Annotated in this window: 20 protein-coding genes; 6 read left to right on the forward strand and 14 right to left on the reverse strand. The window is 45.2% G+C overall.

Features of this window, described 5'->3' with window-relative positions; genetic code table 11:
* Window positions 1–63 precede the first annotated feature (63 nt).
* The 12 genes from OH456_RS11690 to phnF all read right to left on the reverse strand — a co-directional run bounded on the left by OH456_RS11690 (window position 64) and on the right by phnF (window position 9,791).
* A complete protein-coding gene (locus OH456_RS11690; RefSeq protein ID WP_107306139.1) occupies window positions 64–831 on the reverse strand; it encodes a hypothetical protein in 768 nt (255 codons plus the stop codon).
* 307 nt (window positions 832–1,138) lie between these two features.
* Window positions 1,139–1,783, reverse strand: coding sequence for a DapH/DapD/GlmU-related protein (locus OH456_RS11695; RefSeq protein ID WP_270033510.1), 645 nt, complete (start codon window positions 1,781–1,783; stop codon window positions 1,139–1,141).
* A complete protein-coding gene (phnP, locus tag OH456_RS11700) occupies window positions 1,780–2,547 on the reverse strand; it encodes a phosphonate metabolism protein PhnP (RefSeq protein WP_270033511.1) in 768 nt (255 codons plus the stop codon). The genes OH456_RS11695 and phnP overlap by 4 nt, the downstream gene beginning before the upstream one ends.
* Complete coding sequence (gene phnN, locus OH456_RS11705) at window positions 2,547–3,185, reverse strand: ribose 1,5-bisphosphokinase (RefSeq protein WP_270033512.1); 639 nt, start codon at window positions 3,183–3,185, stop codon at window positions 2,547–2,549. The genes phnP and phnN overlap by 1 nt, the downstream gene beginning before the upstream one ends.
* Before the next feature lie 3 nt (window positions 3,186–3,188).
* The gene (gene phnM / locus OH456_RS11710) at window positions 3,189–4,322 is read right to left on the reverse strand and encodes an alpha-D-ribose 1-methylphosphonate 5-triphosphate diphosphatase (protein ID WP_270033513.1); all 1,134 of its coding nucleotides are present in this window, start codon (window positions 4,320–4,322) and stop codon (window positions 3,189–3,191) included.
* A 14-nt stretch (window positions 4,323–4,336) separates the two neighbouring features.
* The gene (phnL, locus tag OH456_RS11715; protein WP_096443564.1) at window positions 4,337–5,092 is read right to left on the reverse strand and encodes a phosphonate C-P lyase system protein PhnL; all 756 of its coding nucleotides are present in this window, start codon (window positions 5,090–5,092) and stop codon (window positions 4,337–4,339) included.
* 24 nt (window positions 5,093–5,116) lie between these two features.
* Entirely contained in the window at window positions 5,117–5,959 is an 843-nt protein-coding gene (gene phnK, locus OH456_RS11720) for a phosphonate C-P lyase system protein PhnK (RefSeq protein ID WP_124941593.1), read from the reverse strand.
* The gene (locus tag OH456_RS11725; RefSeq protein WP_006069757.1) at window positions 5,956–6,855 is read right to left on the reverse strand and encodes an alpha-D-ribose 1-methylphosphonate 5-phosphate C-P-lyase PhnJ; all 900 of its coding nucleotides are present in this window, start codon (window positions 6,853–6,855) and stop codon (window positions 5,956–5,958) included. The genes phnK and OH456_RS11725 overlap by 4 nt, the downstream gene beginning before the upstream one ends.
* Window positions 6,852–7,961: a carbon-phosphorus lyase complex subunit PhnI gene (locus OH456_RS11730; RefSeq protein WP_006069756.1), complete on the reverse strand. Its 1,110-nt coding sequence runs from the start codon at window positions 7,959–7,961 to the stop codon at window positions 6,852–6,854. Before OH456_RS11730 ends, OH456_RS11725 begins: the two co-directional genes overlap by 4 nt.
* Complete coding sequence (gene phnH / locus OH456_RS11735) at window positions 7,952–8,593, reverse strand: phosphonate C-P lyase system protein PhnH (protein ID WP_062456434.1); 642 nt, start codon at window positions 8,591–8,593, stop codon at window positions 7,952–7,954. Before phnH ends, OH456_RS11730 begins: the two co-directional genes overlap by 10 nt.
* Window positions 8,594–8,648: 55 nt before the next feature.
* A complete protein-coding gene (gene phnG, locus OH456_RS11740) occupies window positions 8,649–9,095 on the reverse strand; it encodes a phosphonate C-P lyase system protein PhnG (protein WP_270033514.1) in 447 nt (148 codons plus the stop codon).
* Complete coding sequence (gene phnF / locus OH456_RS11745; RefSeq protein WP_038227594.1) at window positions 9,096–9,791, reverse strand: phosphonate metabolism transcriptional regulator PhnF; 696 nt, start codon at window positions 9,789–9,791, stop codon at window positions 9,096–9,098.
* Between the two features lie 368 nt (window positions 9,792–10,159).
* Here phnF and OH456_RS11750 point away from each other — a divergent pair, with 368 nt between their 5' ends.
* Window positions 10,160–11,083, forward strand: a complete 924-nt coding sequence (locus OH456_RS11750; RefSeq protein WP_171389357.1) for a DUF368 domain-containing protein — start codon at window positions 10,160–10,162, stop codon at window positions 11,081–11,083.
* Between the two features lie 80 nt (window positions 11,084–11,163).
* On the opposite strand, the gene OH456_RS11755 is transcribed toward OH456_RS11750, so the two are convergent.
* Together OH456_RS11755 and OH456_RS11760 are read right to left on the reverse strand one after the other, a co-directional pair.
* Window positions 11,164–12,249 (reverse strand): porin, encoded by a 1,086-nt coding sequence (locus OH456_RS11755; protein ID WP_171389356.1) that lies wholly within the window; start codon window positions 12,247–12,249, stop codon window positions 11,164–11,166.
* A gap of 3 nt (window positions 12,250–12,252) precedes the next feature.
* On the reverse strand, window positions 12,253–12,741 hold the full coding sequence (locus OH456_RS11760) for a hypothetical protein (RefSeq protein ID WP_006069750.1): 489 nt from the start codon (window positions 12,739–12,741) through the stop codon (window positions 12,253–12,255).
* Between the two features lie 92 nt (window positions 12,742–12,833).
* Between OH456_RS11760 and OH456_RS11765 the strand changes: the two genes are divergently transcribed.
* From OH456_RS11765 to OH456_RS11785, 5 genes are all read left to right on the forward strand, one after another.
* The gene (locus OH456_RS11765; protein ID WP_270033515.1) at window positions 12,834–15,584 is read left to right on the forward strand and encodes a hybrid sensor histidine kinase/response regulator; all 2,751 of its coding nucleotides are present in this window, start codon (window positions 12,834–12,836) and stop codon (window positions 15,582–15,584) included.
* A gap of 78 nt (window positions 15,585–15,662) precedes the next feature.
* On the forward strand, window positions 15,663–16,367 hold the full coding sequence (locus tag OH456_RS11770) for a hypothetical protein (protein ID WP_006069748.1): 705 nt from the start codon (window positions 15,663–15,665) through the stop codon (window positions 16,365–16,367).
* 203 nt (window positions 16,368–16,570) lie between these two features.
* Window positions 16,571–18,313 carry a methyl-accepting chemotaxis protein gene (locus tag OH456_RS11775; RefSeq protein ID WP_006069747.1) on the forward strand — a complete coding sequence of 581 codons (1,743 nt, stop codon included), beginning with the start codon at window positions 16,571–16,573 and terminating at the stop codon, window positions 18,311–18,313.
* 432 nt (window positions 18,314–18,745) lie between these two features.
* Window positions 18,746–19,582 carry an AraC family transcriptional regulator gene (locus tag OH456_RS11780; RefSeq protein WP_270033516.1) on the forward strand — a complete coding sequence of 279 codons (837 nt, stop codon included), beginning with the start codon at window positions 18,746–18,748 and terminating at the stop codon, window positions 19,580–19,582.
* A gap of 97 nt (window positions 19,583–19,679) precedes the next feature.
* Window positions 19,680–21,020 carry an MATE family efflux transporter gene (locus OH456_RS11785; RefSeq protein ID WP_270033517.1) on the forward strand — a complete coding sequence of 447 codons (1,341 nt, stop codon included), beginning with the start codon at window positions 19,680–19,682 and terminating at the stop codon, window positions 21,018–21,020.
* Window positions 21,021–21,029: the final 9 nt, after the last annotated feature.

Below are 21,029 nucleotides of genomic sequence, written 5' to 3' on the forward strand. Positions count from 1 at the left end.
CGTTTGTGATTGCCTTAGCAATTCATTGGATTGTCGTCTTGATGGGTGGCAAGAAAGCCAGAGTTAGAATTGGTAGTTGTATTCCACTCTAAAGTCCGTGCCTTGTAGCACTTCGCCAAAGTTCCAGAATGCTCGCAAGTTACTTCGGTTGTTCAACTGATAGCTCGCCGCAATTTCGTGCTGCCAGCCATAAAAGTTGCTGAAAGACTCCACTCCACCAAGTTGAGTGGTGTACATCGGGTTGTAGTTCAGCCAGATATCATCGGTAATTTCGATTTTTGAGTAAAAACCCACTAGGGCAAAACTCGAGGGGATGGTGTAACCGATGGAACCGTCATAATCCGGGCTAGGTTGAATCAAAGACGAATGAACATCCGCCACATTAATGCCAATTCCCGCTAGTGGATAAAACTGTACGGCGCCCATTTTTGGTAACGCTTGAATCAAGGAATAGGAAGCTGAGCCTAATTTGTTATCAAAGTCCCAGCTAAGATCAACTTGAGAGCCCAGCCCACTATTGATGTCGACATTAAAATGTCGATAGCGTAGTGAGTCGAAACTATCATCCCCCTTTAGCCCCAAGCTGTCTGCAGCAAACCCTTTCGCTTCTAGTACATGCATCGCCATGGTTGAGTCATTATTGGTATCGTAAGCCTGACCAAACTTAAAGTTGATGCCTTTATTGGTCACGCCCATACCCGCTTGCGAATACACGGCTAATGGGTCAGACATATCCTGATATTCGTCTGCCGTTACTGAAACTGACGTTAAAGAAACCAATGCTGTTAAAATTGTCCAACTCAGCGGACTTTTTGCTGTTTGTAAATTCATAATTACTCTGATTTATTTCAAAAGCCCTCCTTAGCAAAAACAAATTATTGGACTTAATTACTTATTAAATTCAGGCAATTAATTCCAAGCAAACTCAGGCAAGCCATACCTTCACCTGACAGAATGAATAATAAAACAGAGTTAACTGGCGTCTGAAATGACTCATTAAACTTAAAATATTACCTAAAGTAATATCTCAGATTTAACTGTAGAATGGATAGGTAGATGCCGCGAATAATGTGCAGCGACACCAACGATGTCGCGCTTATTCGAGCATCTACAGATAATCAGGTAGGAAGAAAGTGGGTTACTGCATATTTTCAAAGTAAGCTAAAAATTCTCGAGTATCCTTTTGAAACAGCGGCAGCGCCATCGCGATTTGCTCGTCACTCCAGTTCCACCATGCCAGAGCCTCTAAGCGGGGCCCTAAGCTGTCATCATCAAAACGGGGACGAAGGACTCGCGCCGGATTACCGACCACAATTGAGTAAGCTGGGACATCTTTTGTCACTACGCTCCCTGCTCCAATAATCGAGCCGTTGCCTACGGTCACTCCGGGCAAAATGATCGCGCCGTGGCCAATCCAAACATCATGACCTATCACTACCTTGTCTTCTTCACGCCAACTGAACACTTCGTCATCCAATACCGATGGGTTATCTCCCAAACCGTATTTACCTGGGCGATAAGTGAAGTGGTGCAGAGTTGGCCTCCACCATGGATGATTGCTTGGATTGATGCGAACGGCGGCGGCGATAGACGTGAACTTTCCCACCTCGGTAAACATCAAATTGCAATCATTTTGGATATAACTGTAATCACCAACGGTGACGTTATTTAACACGCATCGCTGGGCAATCTCAGTCCAACGACCTAATTCGGTGCGATGTAATTGGCTGCACGGCGATACGCTCGGTTCAGCAGAGAGCGTTGGTGATAGCGGCTGGTTCATAGTGGGATCTCCTGTCCGTCATGAAGAAGCTGAAAGCTGTCAGAAAAACACTGTGGATGTCGCTTGGCCCAAAGCAAAACGTTGTGACCTAAATGAATCAGGCCAATACGCTCAGGTTGACATTGCTCAGCGATGTTCTGCACTTGGTAGATATCGTTATGGTTATTGCTAAGTCTTGTGTGTTCGCACTCGATAGGGGGAAAGCTGCAATCGGTGACAATCCAGTCCACTGTGCGCTGTTTAAGCCACTGCGTCGTCGCTTCTGGCAGCCCATTGGTATCGGTCAAGTAAGCAATGCAATGGCCATTCAGCTCAAAGGCATAGCCCACACAAGGTCTAGAGTGGTTGAGGGGGAGTGGCGTTACAGTGATGTCTTGCCATATAAAGGATTGAAACGGCAGTGAACGCTGCGAGAAATCCAACACGCCGGGGTATTTGTACAAATCATCACACCCTTGCTCGTCCTCAGGTGCATGTACTGGAATGAGCGCTCCCTTCCCCCAGCGAAGATCAAACAAGCTGTGCACATGGTCCATATGAAAATGTGTTAACAGAATCTTATCGACCGACCCAGGTGGGAAACGATCCAGAAGATCGGGAGCATTGGCATCTAACAGCAGCTTACGACCATTGTGCTCGACATAAGCCGAGCTTTTCTCACGTCGCAGAGTTCTATCCAGCCTGGCTTCAGCACATATTTCGCAGTCACAGCCCCAAACAGGCACCATAGCACTGTTCCCCGTGCCCAACATGACAAGCTTCATCACGACTTCCCTTCAAGTTGAAAACGAATGTGGCGGAACTGCTTTGCGCTCGATTGCACGTCACCGCTATTATCAATTGGGTAAAAACCCTCTTGTTTCGATAAGGTGAACTCGGTGGCGCGTTGTAATCTACGTTCAATCTCTTCGCGAGATTCGCGTCCTCGGTTTTGCAATCGAGCCCGCAATACGTCCAACTCTACATTGACCACAACAGGAACCAGATCTGAGCCAAAGCACTGTTGCGCTTGAGCCAATTCCGCACGTGAGCCATTCAGCAAAACCGAAAAGCCTTTGTCTAGCCACGCTTTCACCTCTAACCCCACACCGTAGCACAGCCCATGGGCCTGCCAACTCATAGCAAATAGCCCTTTTTGCTGTCTTGATAAATACTCTTGCTCACTAACGGCAACATGGTTTTCACCACCAGCACCAAAAGGACGCGTGATATAGCGATGAGCAACAATAATATCGTCAGGATGATCGGCGCGAATGGCGTCAATCAGGGTATCTTTGCCCGCACCTGAAGGGCCTATCACGTAGTAGAGCTTACCTTTGCGTTTGGTTGAGGCGTCGGCGTAGTCCGCCGTAGATGAAAAAGAAGCATCCGAAGATGCTTCTAATAATGTGTTATTAGTCATCGGCTAAAACACCTTTTTACCTTGTCGCCAAACACGAGCGACCAAAGGATGCCCATCCACTTGTTTTGCTAATACAAGGTCGGCACGCTTCCCTTCTGCAATAACACCGCGATCATTTAGGCTCAGTGCTTGCGCTGGGTTCTTGGTTACCAGTTGAACAGCTTGCGGCAGCGTTAACGTGTTGCGCTCATCCCACGATAACTTGTAGATACCTTCTAACAGGCTCATTGGGTAATAGTCTGACGATAAAATGTCTAATACACCGTGAGAGGCCAGTTCGTGCGCAGCGACATTGCCTGAATGAGACCCTCCGCGAACCACATTGGGTGCGCCCATCAACACTTTCAGTCCAAGCTCATGAGAGCGTTTCGCCGCTTCCACTGTCGTAGGGAACTCTGCAATGACCATTCCTAAGTCTTTTGACTCTTGAACATGCGCCTTTGTCGCATCATCGTGACTCGCCATTGGGATGTTGTGTACTCGGCACTGACGACAAATTTCATTGCGGTTTTGTGTCGACCAGCGCTCAGAGAGCTCTACTTGTTTCTTCTCAAACGCCGCCATCTCACTGTCCGTTAAGTTGTGCTTGCCTTGATAGTAAGTGCGATACTTTTCTACATCCACAAACTGGCGCTGACCCGGTGCATGGTCCATCAACGACACCAACTGGACTTCCGGTAAGTCGACATATTTCTCAAACATTCCGACTGTGCTTTCATGTGGTACTTCGCAGCGAAGGTGCAATAGGTGCTCAGCACGAGTCAGGTTACGTTTTTGGCTATCCACTACCGTATTGATGAACAGATCCAAGTTAGTTTGACGTTTCTCATCTCGAAAATCACCCAGCGCCACGGCATCTAGTACCGTGGTAATGCCTGAGCCAATCAATTGAGTATCATGCGCACTCATCGCAGAGAAAGGCGGCCAATCCACTTTTGGTCTCGGAGTAAAGTACTGCTCTAGGTTGTCGGTATGCAGTTCAATAAAGCCCGGCATGAGAAAGTCACCTTCTCCGTCATAGGCACCTGCCACCTGACTTTGTGAATCTGACATACTAACGATTTTGCCGTCACGGAGCTCTAATGAGCCTTTTACTACTTCGTTCTCAAGAACCAAATTTACATTGGTGATAATCATGCTGCTTTCTCCCGTTATGCGCATGCTGAGATGGAGGTTGCCTGAGCACTGCCCTGCTCGGCCTGTCGAGTGGCTTCGTTTTGTTTCTTCACGTCATACAAACGGTCAGCCACCTGATCTCGAGTCGCTTCATCGTGGAAAATTCCCACAATGGCGGCGCCGCGATCTTTCGCTTCTTGAATCAGATTCACCACAACTGCACTGTTGGTGGCATCTAACGACGCCGTAGGCTCATCCAACAGCAAAATGGGATAGTCGACGATAAAGCCTCGGGCGATATTCACCCGTTGCTGCTCACCACCAGAAAACGTGGCTGGCGCTAGATTCCAAAGGTGCTCTGGTACATTAAGACGAGTCAGCAGTGTTTTTGCTTTTTGCTCGGCTTGATGACGACAGCCACCCATTTCTAACATCGGCTGCATAACGACTTCCAAAGCGCTAATACGAGGAATGACACGCAAAAATTGGCTGACCCAACCGATGGTATGCTTGCGAACATTGATGATTTCACGCGGCTGAGCCTTAGCAATATTGACCCAGCGCCCTTGATGCTCGACTTCGATGTTGCCTGTATCCACAAGGTAATTGGCGTAGAGTGCCCGTAGCAAAGTGGATTTCCCTGAACCGGAACGGCCATTAAGCACCACACACTCGCCACTTGCGACGCTAAAATTAGCGTTGCTCAGCACATCCAAAGTAATGCCATTTTGGTTATGCAGAACAAAGGTTTTGCTTACATCGGAAACGATGATTTTTGTTTCAGTTGTCATGATAGTAATTCCTTTATTCAGCCATCAGTTCTGCAACACGGACGAAACCAGTAATTGGGTGTAAGGGTGCTGCGGATCATCAAGTACTTGGTCCGTCAGCCCAGTTTCTACCACTTCACTGCGACGCATCACCATCAGTCGATGAGCCAGTAAACGCGCCACCGCTAGGTCATGAGTGACAATAACGACAGCCAGTTCCAGTTCTGTGACAAGGCGACGTAATAGATCGAGGAGTTTTGCTTGCACCGAGACATCCAATCCACCTGTTGGCTCATCCATAAAAATCAGTTTTGGATGAGTCACCAAGTTGCGAGCAATCTGCAAGCGCTGCTGCATACCGCCGGAAAACGTGGTTGGCATGTCATCAATTCGGTCTTGAGGAATTTCTACATCAGTGAGCCACTTGGTTGATGCCGTTCGAATATCACCATAATGACGCTCGCCTACGGCCATTAAACGCTCACCAATATTACCGCCCGCAGAAACACGGCCGCGCAATCCATCCATCGGATGCTGATGCACAACGCCCCACTCTGTGCGCAGTAATTGACGACGTTGACTTTCTGCCATCAAATAGAGGTCTTCGAGTTGAGTTACCTGATCTTCTCCGCGACCTCGGATGTAAAGCACCTCACCGCTGTCTGGCGTTTGGCGACCCGACAGTGATTTTAGTAAGGTACTTTTACCTGAACCTGACTCGCCCACGATGCCTAGCACTTCGCCGGGGTACAAATCAAACGAGACATTGGTAAAGCCTTTCCCTGGTGCGTAAAGTTTGGTGAGATTACGAACCGACAATAGTGGCTGCTCACTTACATCAAAGGTATTAGTGTCAAATGTTGGCTGTTTCACCGCTGACGTGCTCATGCGTGACTCTCCGTTTCCTTAGTATGGATGGTGTGTTTTTCGACTTGCTGAGAGCAGTAATCAGTGTCCGAACAAACAAACATATGATTGCCTTTGTCATCCATCACCACTTCATCTAGGAAGGTGTCCGTTGCGCCACAAATGGCACACGGCTCATCCCATTGTTGGATTTCAAATGGATGATCTTCAAAATCTAAACTCTTCACTTTTGTGAATGGCGGAATGGCATAGATTCGTTTTTCACGTCCTGCACCAAACAGCTGAAGCGCCGCCATTTTGTCCATTTTCGGGTTGTCAAACTTAGGGATCGGAGAAGGGTCCATGATATAGCGATCGTTGACGCAAACCGGATACGCGTAAGAGGTAGCAATATGACCAAATCGTGCGATGTCTTCATACAGTTTGACGTGCATGATTCCGTACTCTTCCAGCGCGTGCATTTTTCGCGTTTCCGTCTCTCGCGGTTCAATAAAGCGCAACGGCTCTGGAATCGGAACTTGATACACTAAGATCTGGTCTTTATCGAGAGTGATTTCCGGAATGCGGTGACGCGTTTGAATGATTGAGGCGTCTACCGTTTTCTCGGTGGTTTTCGCGCTTGCTACTGACTTGAAAAACTCTCGAATGGAAACCGCATTCGTCGTATCGTCGGCACCTTGGTCAATCACTTTTAGCGTGTCAGTTTGACCAATGATCGCTGCGGTAATCTGAACACCGCCGGTTCCCCAACCGTACGGCATCGGCATTTCACGACCACCAAATGGCACTTGATAACCAGGAATCGCAACCGCTTTGAGCAGAGCGCGACGAATCATACGTTTGGTTTGTTCATCAAGGTAACCGTAGTTGTAGCCGGTCACACCTTGCGCATGAGTGTTAGTTTGTACTTGGCTCATGACTGGCTCTCCTGTTGGTTCTGTTCACCCTGAGACTGAATGAATTCATCATGCTCTTTGTGCATCTTACGAAGCAGTTCTAACTCTGCTTGGAAATCCACGTAGTGAGGCAGTTTCAGGTGAGAAACGAAGCCTGCAGCTTCCACGTTATCTGAATGCGATAACACGAATTCTTCGTCTTGAGCTGGCCCATCAATGGCTTCATCGTAATCTGCCGCTTGCAGTGAGCGATCCACCAGCGCCATTGACATCGCTTTGCGCTCGGTGGAGCCAAACGTCAAACCATAACCGCGAGTCAGTTTGGCTTTTTCTGTTTTGCTACCAACAAAACCATTCACCATTTGGCACTCGGTTAACTCAACTTCACCGATATCAATAGCAAAGCCAAGCTCCTCTGGCACCAAACTTAAATCGCAGAAACCGATACGAATTTCGCCTGCAAATGGGTGATTTCGTCCATAGCCACGCTGCGTCGAATAGCCAAGCGCCAGCAAGAATCCTTCATCGCCGCGAACCAAGTTCTGTAATCGCGCACTGCGGTCACACGGATAGTTCACCGGATGCATAGTGATATCTTCTGGGGTTTGTTGGTTATCTTCTTCGGTCGTCATCAAGTCGAGATTTTCAAGAATGCTCATCACTTGAGGGCACACTTCCATCGCTTCAACATCTGAGGTGTCGACTCGCGGTGCTTCACCTTCAGCAATCAAACTAAAGTCCAGCAAACGATGGGTATAGTCATATGTCGGCCCCAATACTTGTCCACCAGGCAGATCTTTGTAGGTAGCAGAGATGCGGCGCTCAATGCGCATTTCACTGGTGTTCACAGCCTGTGAAACCGAAAGGCGCGGCAACGTGGTACGATAAGCACGCAACAAAAAGATAGCTTCTACTAGATCGCCGTTCGCTTGCTTGACAGCCAGTGCGGCCAATTCGCGGTCATAAATGCCACCTTCCGTCATCACGCGATCAACGCTGCCAGAGAGCTGCTCACTGATTTGTGCCACCGTCAATTCAGCAAATTCAGGATTACCACGACGCTTTTTAGCCTGCAGCTGATGCGCGTTGTTAATGGCTTTTTCGCCACCTTTTACTGCTACATACATGAGTTCACCTCAACAAGTGTGGTACGTGGTAAGCAGGCAATGCTCTCATCGTTTACCAAGATCAAATCAATACCAAGCGGAAAAGCGAAATGCTCTTGGCGTCCTTGTAAGAAGTGCTGAAATGCCTTAGAGGCCACACCAATATTCAACACCGATTGTGATTCGATTCCCGGTCCAGATAGCGTTAGCGTGAGGCCACCTTTAGATGGACTCGCGTCAGAGCCATTGGTTAAGCTGCCTAGTTCAACAATGACCGTCGTAGACTGATCTGGGTACTCTTCACAGCCAAGGCTAAATGTGGCGTTATTCCAATCGAAGTCAGCCAAATCTTGTTCAGCAATCACAGCAAAACTGGCACTGTTTTGTCGCTCAGTTACGGGACTGCCACAGTGAAAGCGGATATTTTCACGAATAGCAGCGTCTTTTAAGTGTGACTCTGACAGCCATATCGGCGTCGCATTGTCGCTTAAGCTCAACAAAGTTTGTGTCGCTGCTTTATGCATCGCACCAAAACCTTCGCTCATCTCTAGAGTGACTATTTCACCCGGTTCAGACATCGCCTTAAGCAGCAATCTGAAGCACTGCTGGCTGTCGTGAACTGCATCTTTGAATGCAGTAGTAATTGTGGTCATTATCGTTGCCTTACTTGGTTAATTCGTTAAACCAAACTTGTTCATGTTCCTTGAATCAATCTTCACCGCGTACCATGGTGAAAAAGTCCACCTTACTGGTCGCCACTTCTTTTGCTCTGAGTTGCTGCTGTTCTTGCTTCATCGCTGCCAAGGGTTCAATGACCATGCGCATTAATTGTTCATGGTGCGATTGGGTCTGCAGTAGGCCATCAATAACGGCAGCTAGCTCTGCTTGCGCTTTATTACGACCGCGCAAGTAGCTGTAGCCCAACTCCCCACTGTCCAATTTGACGACTGCTCGAGTGATCGTGGCATCCCCCATATTGAACTCACGACCGCTCCCCCCCATTCGAGCACGTACCTGTGCCAACCCTATCTCTGGTTGACGTACCATTTGATAACTCGCTTCAATCTTGGTTGAGTGCCACAGTTGCTCTAACTCGCTCTGCTGACTTTGTGCCAATGTTGACATCCAGCTTGCTCTTTCGCTCACAGCAGTCATTTAATGCTCCATTACTATTTCAGTTGCGTCGGAACGGCTATTGGAGGTCGAAAACTCGGCCACCATGTCGGTCCCCTTGATAACGTTTTTGGTTTTGACTCTTAGAATTGGTGTGCTTGATGTAATTTGCAGCAGTCGGCACTCTTCACCTGTTGGCGTTTTGGCCCCTACTCGGGTCTCTTTGCGCTCCAGCTCTATATCAAGCCCACGTTTAATGAATTCGTGTAATGAACCACTTTGGTAATTCTTCAAAATGCTCCACCACTCTATATTGGCTAGGTAGTGATCAATGATGGTGCGAGGACACTCCTCGGTTTTTCGCAGTGTGCGGATATGGATGATCTTACTGCCCTCTACGACACCAAGATTGGCGGCGATGTCCATAGGAGCGACAAACACTCGATGTTGAATGACTTCGCAGCGTGGCCTTGCCCCTTGTTCAATCAGATTCTTAGTAAAGTGCGCGCCCGAATGCACGTGATACTCACTAGGCTGCCTTATCACCATATTGCCTTTACCTTGATGACGTTGAACCATGCCAGTGTTAACGAGTTCATCAATAGCTCGACGAAGCGTGTGGCGATTGACATCAAAGCGCTGAGCAAGTTGTCCTTCTGGCGGCAGGTAGTCGCCCGGAACATAACGTTCACGAACTTCTTGTTCTAATACCGACGCAATGTCTAAGTAAACTGGCATAGTGATCCCCTAGCGAGTGAGTTATCTAGACATGTGCTCAACTTAAAAACAGCAATCCGCTTGCTGTTCATGTCACATGTGTTTTCTCTGATAACTGTACTTTGACGGGGAAAGATGAAAGTTACGTGTCGCTTTGTTTGCAGAATTGCAACATTTCTAAGGCACTTACAACTTATCTAGACAAGCAGAAGGCATTGAATTAATTGAAGTAAAATGGAACTTTTCACCCTAATTGGAGGACATATATACATCACGAATTCACAATAACTTGATACGTGATGTCACAACTTTACGGCACTAATTGAATAGTGCATCAAAACAAGCATGCATATATACTCTGCATCAACTTTTTAAACCTAGAAGAAATCATGAAGAACTATCTGACTACATTCTTAAAAGGAATGGCGATGGGTGCAGCAGACGTTGTACCTGGGGTATCGGGAGGTACGATCGCCTTTATTACAGGTATTTACGACACACTTTTGGAAAGCATCCGTCGTATTAACCCAAGTATTTTGGGGATCTGGAAACGTGACGGATTCAAGGCAGCATTCGACCACATCAACGGCTTTTTCTTAATCGCACTGTTTGGTGGCATCCTGACCTCTATCTTATCACTAGCGAAATTCATTTCTTGGGCACTAGAAACTCACCCAGTGCCAGTGTGGTCCTTCTTCTTCGGCCTTATCATGGTCTCCGTGTATCACATGATTAAGCAAGTCGAACAAAAGACACTATCGCGTTTCGTGTTCTTATTACTTGGTGCCGTATTTGCCTACAGCATCACTGTATTGAAACCACTTCAAATGGATCCAACCAGCATCAATATCTTTTTCGCTGGCTGTATCGCAATTTGTGCCATGATTCTTCCAGGTATCTCGGGCAGCTTTATTCTATTGCTACTAGGCATGTACACGCCGGTATTGGGCGCGGTGAAGGGCCTACAAATCGATGTAATGGCGTTGTTTGCGATGGGTTGTTTGATTGGTCTATTGTCATTCTCCCATGTTCTATCATGGTTACTAAAACGCTACCGTGATTTCGCATTAGTGTTCCTGACTGGCTTAATGCTAGGTACATTACCAAAACTATGGCCATGGAAAGAAACTATCTCATGGCGCATCAACTCAAAGGGCGAGCAAGTACCTCTTATTCAAGAGAACCTATCACCATTTAACTTTGAGTCTGTAACTGGCCAACCTTCGCAACTGGCTATCGCAATTGTTCTGATGCTGGCCGCAGTAGGTTTAGTGCTTGCACTAGAGAAAATCGCAGAAAGTAGCGACAAGTAACGATTACTTACGCTTGAAACGACAAAAGGGGCTCACAATAGTGAGCCCCTTTTTTGATATTAGGTAAGCGGACCTACGAACTAGAACACAAAATTAAGCATGACGGTGTACATATTGGCATCGGTATCTGTACCAGGGTTACTTACAAATGGTCCAGTCTGTCCACCAAAGCTATTAAAAGTTTGCCACTCAGCATTCAATGAGACGTTGTATAACACGTCGTAACGTAACCCTAAGGTCCAACTATCCCCTGTTTTTCCATCATATCGATTATCGCCACCTTCACTATACGTTTGGCCATAAACGACATAAGGCGTGAATTTTTGAATACGATAAGCCGCGCTGCCGTACCAAGAAGAGGCCAAATCATTCTTTTGTCCTTCAGCCGTTAGCTTCAATTGCCCAAAATCATACTCACCCCCTAATGAATAGAGCTTAATATTCTGGTCGGCGAGTAAGATCTCATTATACGGAGGCGGTAACTGAGGTTGCTTTATCGTTTGGTCAAAATTGGAATCGAGGTAGGCAAAGTTCACTCGGAAGTTATCGCCGATAAGCTGAGCATTGACACCCCACATATTCTTCGTCTCAAACTCTAGCGTTAAGCTCGGGTTAAATTCCACTTCATTATTGTCTTTAAAACCTACAAATGGTGTGAGAGACAATTGTAGCTCATCAGTAAGACTATGATTCCAAGTAACACTCAGCCCGTTAAATGCAGTTACCCCTAAGATACTGTTGTACACTTCTTCGTTTGGCCTAGCTGTCGTGTATGCTTGACCAACATAATAATACTCAGATGCTAGAAAGACAGGCAGACGAAGTCGACCCGCACGCCCTTCAAAATCACCGATGGAATAACCAAGATACGCCCACTCCAGTTGAGGTTCGCTCCAGTTATCTTGTGGACGTTTTACCACCTGCACCGAAGCTTTAAATGCGTCATAGAAGTAGTCCAGTTGAATCCCAAATGTTGTGTCGCAATCAAAACAGTTTTCGTCACTGATGCCTCTATTGATAAGTAGTGGCGTTTCATTATCAGACTTAGCCCAGGAGGTAGAGCCAAAACCACTGATTGAGAAGTTGTCGTTAATATCGATAGCTGAAACCGCGGGAAGACTAATGGCCGTAGTAAGAAGTGCGAGTAATGAAGTTTTATTCGTCATTTGCTATTTCTCCTTACTCACGATGTAGAGCACTTTTGCGTCACTAGGCAAAGCGTCCAATGGGGCATAGCCGATTCGGTTGGGTTTTGCTGATAACCAGGTGATAAGCGCATTGACATTGGCATCATCAATTTCTTTGGGCGGTCGGGCTTTGCCAGAAAACGAAAGACTTGCCCAGTAGGCATTCATTTGCGAGACATCTTTCCCTAGCAAGTATTGATAAAACTCAGAACGCTCAGATGAACTTTCAGGCCAATCGGATAGCTCTATCCGTTTCCCTTGCAACGATTTAGTCTTACCTCGATAAAGCATCCTAGCTTTGCTCCGACTTAATTCATCAAAATTGTCATTTAAGGTGAACACCGCATATTCATTCGCAGCAAAAGCTCTACTTTCAAATGATAAAGCTAACATCAAACCCAAGGCTATTATGGCGCTGCCACGAAATAGCCCTATCCGTATGCCTATGTTTGTCAGTAAGTTTTGAGTCATTTTATTACACTCAGGCGAAATCCTTTCCTAAACTAACAAACAGATTAGTTCACCAAAAACGATGTTCAAGATTATTATCAAGGAATAGTGATATGAATTTGCTAAATAAGATGTCTATTAAGAGCAGGATCATACTACTAGCTATTTTACCTTTGACCGTTATCTTAATATTTTCCGCTTGGGAAGCGTTTAGAACTCAAAACAGTCTGCAACAAATGTCTGTTTTATCGAGTGAAGTGACCGCTCTAGGTTATATTTCCGGATATAGCACATCACTCCATAAATCTCGTCTAGAAAAGCTCGAAAACACATTTGGTAGTAATAAAAATGTCATATTTAGCGAGCTAAATGAATGCTTAGACAAAATAGCCAACACCGTGAAGAGTATTTATTCTGCAGACGCACTCTCAATGGCAAATACTACTCTCGAAGAGCTTCGAGACGCTCAGAGTGAATTGCAATCCGTCACGGAAATGGACGAACTGGAAGAATGGAGTTCATGGACTAATGACCTTATCAATCAACTGATCGCGCAATTAGAAAGCACTAAAGTAGATACCGGAACGATTAAACTGGAATCGCATTTAAACGCTTTATTTACCCTCGAATGGATTCGTCTCTGGGCAACAGAAGAGAATTGGTTAATCCACATTGATATTGTCGAAGGACACGCCGAAGAGCATCATGATTCTCATGCAGCTCATGAACAACTCTCAACTTTATTTGAGCGCCAACAGTATCTTATAGAACGCTTCCTTAATATCAGTGCCGATGCATCTCAAGTCAGTTTACTGCTAAAAACGTTTTCCGATGAGTCTTTTGTGGAGAGCATCCTTTTTAGGGACCGTGTACTAGATGAAAGCCAGCCGGAGCTGGCAACGCAAGAGATTACATCTGGTATTGCTGCTCTAGATAAGAGGCTAAAGCTTATTCAGCAAGCGACCGATCAAATCAATGAACAGCTGACCAATGAAATGGCTCAAAGCATCAAAGACTTGGAACAGCGTCTTTGGTTAACCATTGGCCTCACTGTGTCGATTATGGCAGCGCTCTTCATTTTGAGTATAAACATCACTCGTCGAATCATCTTTTTCCTAAACAATACACTAGAAACATTTGAGCGGCTCGAGAATCAAGAGGAATCAGATACTCTAGCCTCAACCGAGGGACAAGATGAGTTCAGTCATTTTGGTAAGAAAATGAACAAGCTCATTCATGAAAGACGGGAAAATGAACACAGAATGCTAGCAGCCAAAGAGGAAGCAGAACGAGCCAACGTGGCGAAAAGCTCTTTCCTTGCCAATATGTCTCATGAGATAAGAACGCCTCTAAACGGCATTATCGGCATGTCTGGCATTCTCTCTGAATCTAATCTCGATCCGATTCAACGCGATTATCTCAACACCATCGACACCTCATCGCAGACCCTACTTATCTTGATCAATGACATCCTAGATATCTCTAAGATTGAGTCAGGTAACCTATTGATTTCTTTGCATAGCTCGAACTTGCGCGAGATCGCTTATGACACGATCGCGATCGTAATGTCAAAAGCGAAGGAAAAAGATCTCCAACTGCAGATCAGTTTCTCACCTCAGATGCCACATATGCTGATCATCGACGATCACCGTTTGCGTCAGATCTTGATGAACTTAATGTCGAATGCAGTGAAATTTACCAACAAAGGTCATGTAAGAATGGAGATCAACGTGACTGAGATCGATGAACAGCGCTGCAGTATTTACTTTGCCATTGTCGATACTGGTATAGGTATCGACAAAGATAAACAAGACTCAATTTTTAAACCATTTACGCAAGAAGACAGTTCTGTGACACGACAATACGGCGGTACGGGCTTGGGACTCGCTATTTCATCGCAATTAGTTGAGTTGATGGGAGGAAATATTGAAATTGACTCAGAAAAAGGTAAAGGAAGCCGATTCTTTTTCACTATCGAATCTAGTATAAATCAAGCCACATCACCGCATATCAATGAATTGGACGGCAGCAATTTTGTTATCATCAGTAATGGACAAACTTATGCAGCACAAGTAAGCCAAGAACTGCATCAGTTTGGTTTAGAAAATCTGTCTATGTGCACTTCTTATGAGGAAGCCTCTCCAAACGATCGCTCTATTATTCTTTATTGTGCAAGCGAAGAGCATGATAGCGAGGCCGACTTGATTGATATTGCTAAACGATCACCTGACAGCCCAATTGTGCTCGTACAGCCACAAAACTCTTCTTCCACTCACTACCCACAACTTATTTCTGGTTTAGTCACTTTCCCTCTGCTGGGCGCTCGGTTGATTGATACATTGAAACATGCACCAAGTCAGCATCAATCCTTGCAACAGCCCACTGCAAATACCCTTGAGATTGTGGGTGACGAGGCTGCTAATACAAACTCAGAAAATGCGCCTAAGTCGCTGCTTAACATAGTGAGCAACCCAGACAGCCAATCTATATTGCTGGTCGAAGACAACCTAGTGAATCAGAAGGTCGCGAGCCTGTTATTGAAGAAGTCTGGCTACGAAGTTGATATTGCCAATAATGGACAGGAAGCGTTGAATTTTCTTTGCGATGACTCCAACCACTACCACGTAATATTAATGGACTGCATGATGCCAGTAAAAGATGGCTTCACCGCTTCGCAAGAATTCAGGCTTTACGAGGAACAATACAACAAAGCACGAACGCCAATTATTGCTCTTACTGCCAGTGTGCTTGATGATGATATCCGTCGCTGTACCGAAAGCGGAATGGACGATTACGTATCAAAGCCCTTTAATAAAACCGTCTTGTTAGAAAAAATCAAAACTATTCGTGACAACGCTGACTAATCGTCGACAAAAAGTGGCTTTTTATAGCGACGTTTTTTCAATAGAATCAGCGCAACGTTATTAATCTAGCAAGACATTATGAATAAGAGTCTCATTACTAATTTCATTGCCCTAGCGCTACTCGCTGCGGGCTATCAACTCGACAACACCCTAGTGCTATATGCTGGCCTGTTCGCTTTTTCAGGTGCGGTGACTAACTGGCTCGCGATCCATATGTTGTTCGAGAAAGTGCCGGGACTTTATGGCTCTGGAGTTATACCAGCACGCTTTGAAGATTTTAAATTAGCGATAAAAAACTTAATGATGGAGCAGTTCTTTACCAATGAGAACATCGATCGCTTCCTCAATAAAGAAATGAGCTCAGGTATTCCACTGGATTTAGAACCAATATTAGAAAAGGTCGACTTTAACCCTGCTTTTGATTCGCTGGTTGAAGTGATCGCGAACTCTCAATTTGGTGGTATGTTGGCGATGCTTGGCGGCACCGAAGCATTGGAACCAATGAAACAGCCTTTCGTTGAAAAGATGCAGCAGTCGGTGATTGAAATCAGCCAAAGCGATTCAGTAAAACAAGCTCTGGTTGAACAACTCGAATCACCGAAGATGTTAAACGAAGTAAAAGACAATGTTGAAGCGATTATCGACCAGCGACTCAGTGAATTAACACCAAAACTGGTTAAAGAAATCGTTCAAAAGATGATAAAGGAGCACCTAGGCTGGCTTGTGGTTTGGGGCGGTGTATTTGGTGGGATTATTGGTATTTTGTCCTCACTATTTGTCTAGCACTTGTCGTGTTGACAATTGCTATGCAGGGCCAGCGGTATATTCGCTGGCTTTTTTGTATCTTACTCAATATAAATGGACATCTTTAATCAAAACTAGACATAAATAAACTAAGGTTCATAACTATTACCTATGTCACGTTACCTAAATGATGAAAATATTACTATACACATCAATAACTTCGGTAAATGGACCTACTAATAATGAAGAACCTCTCGTTCAAACTAAAACTCTATTCAATAGTCATAGCAATTATATTTACTACCATTGGCACCAGTTATTTTGCTGCTAATAGCTTTGTGGAATCCTATATTGAGCGCAGTGGTTCTTCTACAACACAAGAAAAGCTTACCCTCTTGAACCAAAGTGTTACCGACAAACTTAACTACAGTTTTCAACAAGCCAAGTCCCTTAATGTCAGCTTTATCGACGTAAAAGATATTGTCGAAAAAACCGAGTTTGATAACATCACTAAAATGTCTTCTGGTTTCGTTTTCGACAAATCCGGCATTGTGGAAGATGAGAATATTGTTGCGGCATTAGAGGCAGAATTAGCCAAAGCCAACGGACAGATCGTTGCAAACGAAATCGTCAAACAGGATGATAAGCTCTTACTGAATATAGTGGTACCCAATGCTCAAAGTAATGAAGTGACATTCTACCAACTCGATCTCAGCTTTATTACTCAACCGCTCGCAGAAACCAGCGGCAACGGTGACTACCTGACACTCAAAGATGGTGCTGGCAATGTCCTATTCTCCAATACGACTCCGGGTCAACATATCGAGTTTGACTCAACGATTCCTGTATTAAACGATACTTGGACATTGACCGCTTACTTAGATAGTGCTGTTACAGAGGCTAATGCCGCCACAATCAGTACGCAAATAACCCAAGCACTGCTCGTAGCTGCTGTTATCATTATTCCGTTGAGTATGATGATAATCGCCTTCTTACTAAAACCTATCACACTGCTTCAGAACGTGGTGAGAAACCTCGCAACAGGTAAAGGCGACCTTACTCAAAGACTTACGGTCGACTCTAACGATGAGTTTGGTAAAATTTCCCAAGACATCAATACCTTTATCGCTCAATTGCAGACCTTAGTGGGCAATGTTATTCAGTCTTGTAATGAAACCAGTCGTTCAATCCTACATATCGAGCAACAAGCTAAAGAAAATCAGGCTCTGTTCCAATCACACCAAAATGAAATGGACCAGATTGTTACCTCTATTCATGAAATGAGTGCCTCTTCCGATACAGTGGCCAATGATGCGCAACTAGCATCAAATAATACTGAAACGGCTAACCAAGCCAGCTCTGACTCGAAGCTGATTGTCGAAGAAGCTATCTCAAGTTTGCAGGCTCTGGTCGCAGAAGTGGAAAACACCTCACAAGCTGTTGTAGCTATGAGTGCCGATACACAGAAGATTGGTGACACACTTGAAGTAATCGGTGATATCGCAGAGCAAACCAACCTACTTGCACTTAACGCTGCAATCGAAGCTGCACGCGCAGGTGAACAAGGACGCGGATTTGCCGTCGTCGCTGATGAAGTGAGAGCTCTGGCTTCTCGCACTCGACAAAGCACATCTGAAATCAATGAAATGCTATCTAAGCTTCATGCTGGCAACGAAGCCGTTGTCGCCAATATGGACTCCACCAAGCATCGTTGTAAGCTGTATGAAGAACAAACCAGCGGGGTGACTAACTCTCTCGACTCCATGATGACCTTTACTGATGAGATCAATGGTCTCGTTGCTCAAATTGCATCATCAGCGAAGGAGCAAAGTACTGTATCGGAAGAGATCAATAAGAACATGGTGACGATTCAAGATATGGTGCGCACATTGGTCCAAAATGGAGAGCTGGCAACACAAAATGCCAATGACTTAAAAGGCAGAAACCAAGAGCTTCTCACTACCGTCGAACAGTTCAAAGTGTAGCTCCGGCTCCATATATCGTCGCAAGCTCACTTCGGTGAGCTTTTTTAATGCTAGGACAAGTTTACGACAAGAAAAAAGCCAATCGCGAAAACAAGGCGATTGGCTATATAACGTGTGAACAAGAGGTGTTCACTAACAACGTCAGTTGGCTAGGTGACCCTTAAATCAGAGGGTCGAATCATTCTAGATTCATAAACGAGACAAATTCAAGCAACAATTGCCATTTATATCAGCAATTTATGTACTATTGGATTTACATCACAGCTCAACTTATCGCCAACCCAAGTTAATTACCACTTAATAGTTAAAACCGTGTTGCTCTCATCCCAACCTAAGGTAGGTCAATTCCTACTCGTAATCAGTTTGTCACCTCGAATCACTTATCAATCAATGTCATACTAGACACATCTTTCCTTGCCGCCTATGTGAATCATGAAAGACAAAATTAACTTGGTAACATTACCCAAAGGTCATCCTTGTCAGGTCGTCGATTGCCGTATGGAGTCAGAAGAAGTCTTCTTGGAACCACATCGTCACGACTATTTTGAAGTCATTTGGTGTTTGGATGACTCCGGCTCTCAACGTATCGATTTTGTCGATTATCTGAGTGTAAAAGGGCGGTTTTTTACAATCGCCCCAGGGCAAGTTCATGAGTCAAACTCACTAGGTAGTAACGTCAAAATGCTCATTTTCTCGACCGATTTTTTCGAAAATCGCTACCGCCATCAATTGATGTTTGACGCAATATTTTCTGCTCACCAAAATCAGCACCCTTATATCGATACTCAGGGCAGAGGAGCAACGCAACTTGATGCCGTTTTCGATTTGCTGCTGGAAGAGTATCAACGTGAAGACACCGATTGGGATTTGATCGAATCCTTGCTTACCTGTTTCTTGCGCTATCTTGTTCGCTTTTCGGTGGACAAAACCGAAGCAATTACTGTGCGGGATGAACGAATTTCACAGGTGATAACACTTATCGAAACCCACTATCAGAGCGAACGAAACGTGGCGTTTTATGCCGATAAACTTTCCATTACCAGTAAGCGCCTTAATGAGCTAAGTAAAGCACACCTAGGTAAAACCATTACCAAGTTGCTTCATGATAGAGTACTTCTGGAAGCGAACCGTGAACTTATCTTTTCGACGAAAACCGTTAAAGCCATAGCACTGCAACTTGGGTTTGAAGACCCCGCTTATTTTGGCAGATTTTACCGTACGAACATGGGTGAATCTCCGGCTGAATTTCGAAGAAGAACGTCCAAATAGTGCCAGATTAAAGGCAGATAATCCCTTTTTAATGTCAAATTTCGTAACGATAATACCATTACCTCTGTTCATCAATTTATAGGTATTGTCGTTTCCAATGAGCATAAACCTCAAGTCCGATCCAATCCAGAAATCGTTCATTCAGTATCTTCTACCAGCGCTATCAGGCATGGTCATTAAGTCCATTTTCATTATGGGTGACGCTTGGTTTGTGGGGAAAGGTGTCGGCGCTGAAGGTCTTGGTGCTATCTCTTTGACGATTCCTGCCTTTTCCTTGTTCACTGCGATTGCAATGATGATAGGTATCGGTGGTGCAGCGCTCATGTCGATTGAATTTGGAAAGGGCAATCTAAGTGTTGGCCAAACGCTGTTTAGTCAGGCGATGCTTGCCACAGCAATTATCTCGACCATTGCTGTATCAATCGCACTCTTTTGGCTAGATGATATTATCCGCTTGATGGGCGCTACTGGATACATGGCAAAACTAGCGCATGACTATTTGGGTGTGATGCTCAAGTTCTTTGTTCTTTATGCTCTTGCTTGGGTTATGTCTTGCTTTATACGTAATGATACCAACCCAAAACTCGCTATGTACGCCATGTCAGCAGGCGCAGTCACCAACTTGGTCTTGGACTACTTCTTTGTGCTTCAGTTTGGCTGGGGAATGAAGGGAGCAGCATACGCGACTGCGATTTCTCAAGCGGTCATAGCACTGATTCTTCTCAGCCACTTTTGGCAAGCTAAAGGTCAGCTAAGGCTGACCTTACAAGGGCTTGGTCTGGATAAGGTAGGACAGATCCTAAAGATAGGCACCCCCACTTTCTTTATTGAGATCACCTCTGCGCTGACGATACTCTTATTCAACTACGTACTGCTTAGCCAATTTGGAGAGAGCTACATCATCGCTTACGGCTTAACCGCAAATGTGGGTGTATTTGCGTTATTTGTTATCGTTGGCATTAATCAGGCGTGTCAGCCTATTATCAGTTTTAACCATGGTGCTAACTTGCCAGAACGAGTGAAAGCTACGCTCAAACTTGGGCTTGTTACGTCAATTGGCAGTGGCTTACTATTTCTCGCAGTGATCGGATTGTTCTCAGAGACAGTCGCACGTTTCTACCTTGGCGATAATATCGAGCTCGTTGAACTATCAGCGACTGCGCTACTGTTTTTCTTTTATGCGACACCGCTAATGGGACTAAACCTTGTCGTCGCCAACCTGTTTCAGGCCATTGCAAAACCCAATCAGGCAACCATAATCTCTCTTGCTCGTGGGTTTGTATTTGTTGCACTAGGCGTCATTATCCTGCCAAGCTTGTTCCCTATTAATGGCATTTGGGCGAGTATTCTATTTGCAGAGGCCATGACAGCTATCATCAGTTTGGGACTGTTACTAACTTTTATAAAGTCACAGAAAATGGCGGCGATTCGTACTTAAATAAAGTGG

Source organism: Vibrio sp. La 4.2.2 (assembly GCF_027586995.1).
Lineage (GTDB): Bacteria > Pseudomonadota > Gammaproteobacteria > Enterobacterales > Vibrionaceae > Vibrio > Vibrio mediterranei.

Excerpts from the sequence above, each read along its gene's own strand:
- OH456_RS11770 (WP_006069748.1), top strand. The coding sequence starts at position 15,663 with ATGAATAAGAGTCTCATTACTAATTTCATTGCCCTAGCGCTACTCGCT.
- OH456_RS11765 (WP_270033515.1), top strand. The coding sequence starts at position 12,834 with ATGAATTTGCTAAATAAGATGTCTATTAAGAGCAGGATCATACTACTA.
- OH456_RS11690 (WP_107306139.1), bottom strand. The coding sequence starts at position 831 with ATGAATTTACAAACAGCAAAAAGTCCGCTGAGTTGGACAATTTTAACA.
- phnN (WP_270033512.1), bottom strand. The coding sequence starts at position 3,185 with ATGACTAATAACACATTATTAGAAGCATCTTCGGATGCTTCTTTTTCA.
- OH456_RS11695 (WP_270033510.1), bottom strand. The coding sequence starts at position 1,783 with ATGAACCAGCCGCTATCACCAACGCTCTCTGCTGAACCGAGCGTATCG.
- OH456_RS11780 (WP_270033516.1), top strand. The coding sequence starts at position 18,746 with ATGAAAGACAAAATTAACTTGGTAACATTACCCAAAGGTCATCCTTGT.
- OH456_RS11775 (WP_006069747.1), top strand. The coding sequence starts at position 16,571 with ATGAAGAACCTCTCGTTCAAACTAAAACTCTATTCAATAGTCATAGCA.
- phnH (WP_062456434.1), bottom strand. The coding sequence starts at position 8,593 with ATGACCACAATTACTACTGCATTCAAAGATGCAGTTCACGACAGCCAG.
- phnF (WP_038227594.1), bottom strand. The coding sequence starts at position 9,791 with ATGCCAGTTTACTTAGACATTGCGTCGGTATTAGAACAAGAAGTTCGT.
- OH456_RS11730 (WP_006069756.1), bottom strand. The coding sequence starts at position 7,961 with ATGTATGTAGCAGTAAAAGGTGGCGAAAAAGCCATTAACAACGCGCAT.
- OH456_RS11785 (WP_270033517.1), top strand. The coding sequence starts at position 19,680 with ATGAGCATAAACCTCAAGTCCGATCCAATCCAGAAATCGTTCATTCAG.
- phnP (WP_270033511.1), bottom strand. The coding sequence starts at position 2,547 with ATGAAGCTTGTCATGTTGGGCACGGGGAACAGTGCTATGGTGCCTGTT.
- phnK (WP_124941593.1), bottom strand. The coding sequence starts at position 5,959 with ATGAGCACGTCAGCGGTGAAACAGCCAACATTTGACACTAATACCTTT.
- OH456_RS11760 (WP_006069750.1), bottom strand. The coding sequence starts at position 12,741 with ATGACTCAAAACTTACTGACAAACATAGGCATACGGATAGGGCTATTT.
- OH456_RS11725 (WP_006069757.1), bottom strand. The coding sequence starts at position 6,855 with ATGAGCCAAGTACAAACTAACACTCATGCGCAAGGTGTGACCGGCTAC.
- OH456_RS11750 (WP_171389357.1), top strand. The coding sequence starts at position 10,160 with ATGAAGAACTATCTGACTACATTCTTAAAAGGAATGGCGATGGGTGCA.
- phnL (WP_096443564.1), bottom strand. The coding sequence starts at position 5,092 with ATGACAACTGAAACAAAAATCATCGTTTCCGATGTAAGCAAAACCTTT.
- OH456_RS11755 (WP_171389356.1), bottom strand. The coding sequence starts at position 12,249 with ATGACGAATAAAACTTCATTACTCGCACTTCTTACTACGGCCATTAGT.
- phnG (WP_270033514.1), bottom strand. The coding sequence starts at position 9,095 with ATGACTGCTGTGAGCGAAAGAGCAAGCTGGATGTCAACATTGGCACAA.
- phnM (WP_270033513.1), bottom strand. The coding sequence starts at position 4,322 with ATGATTATCACCAATGTAAATTTGGTTCTTGAGAACGAAGTAGTAAAA.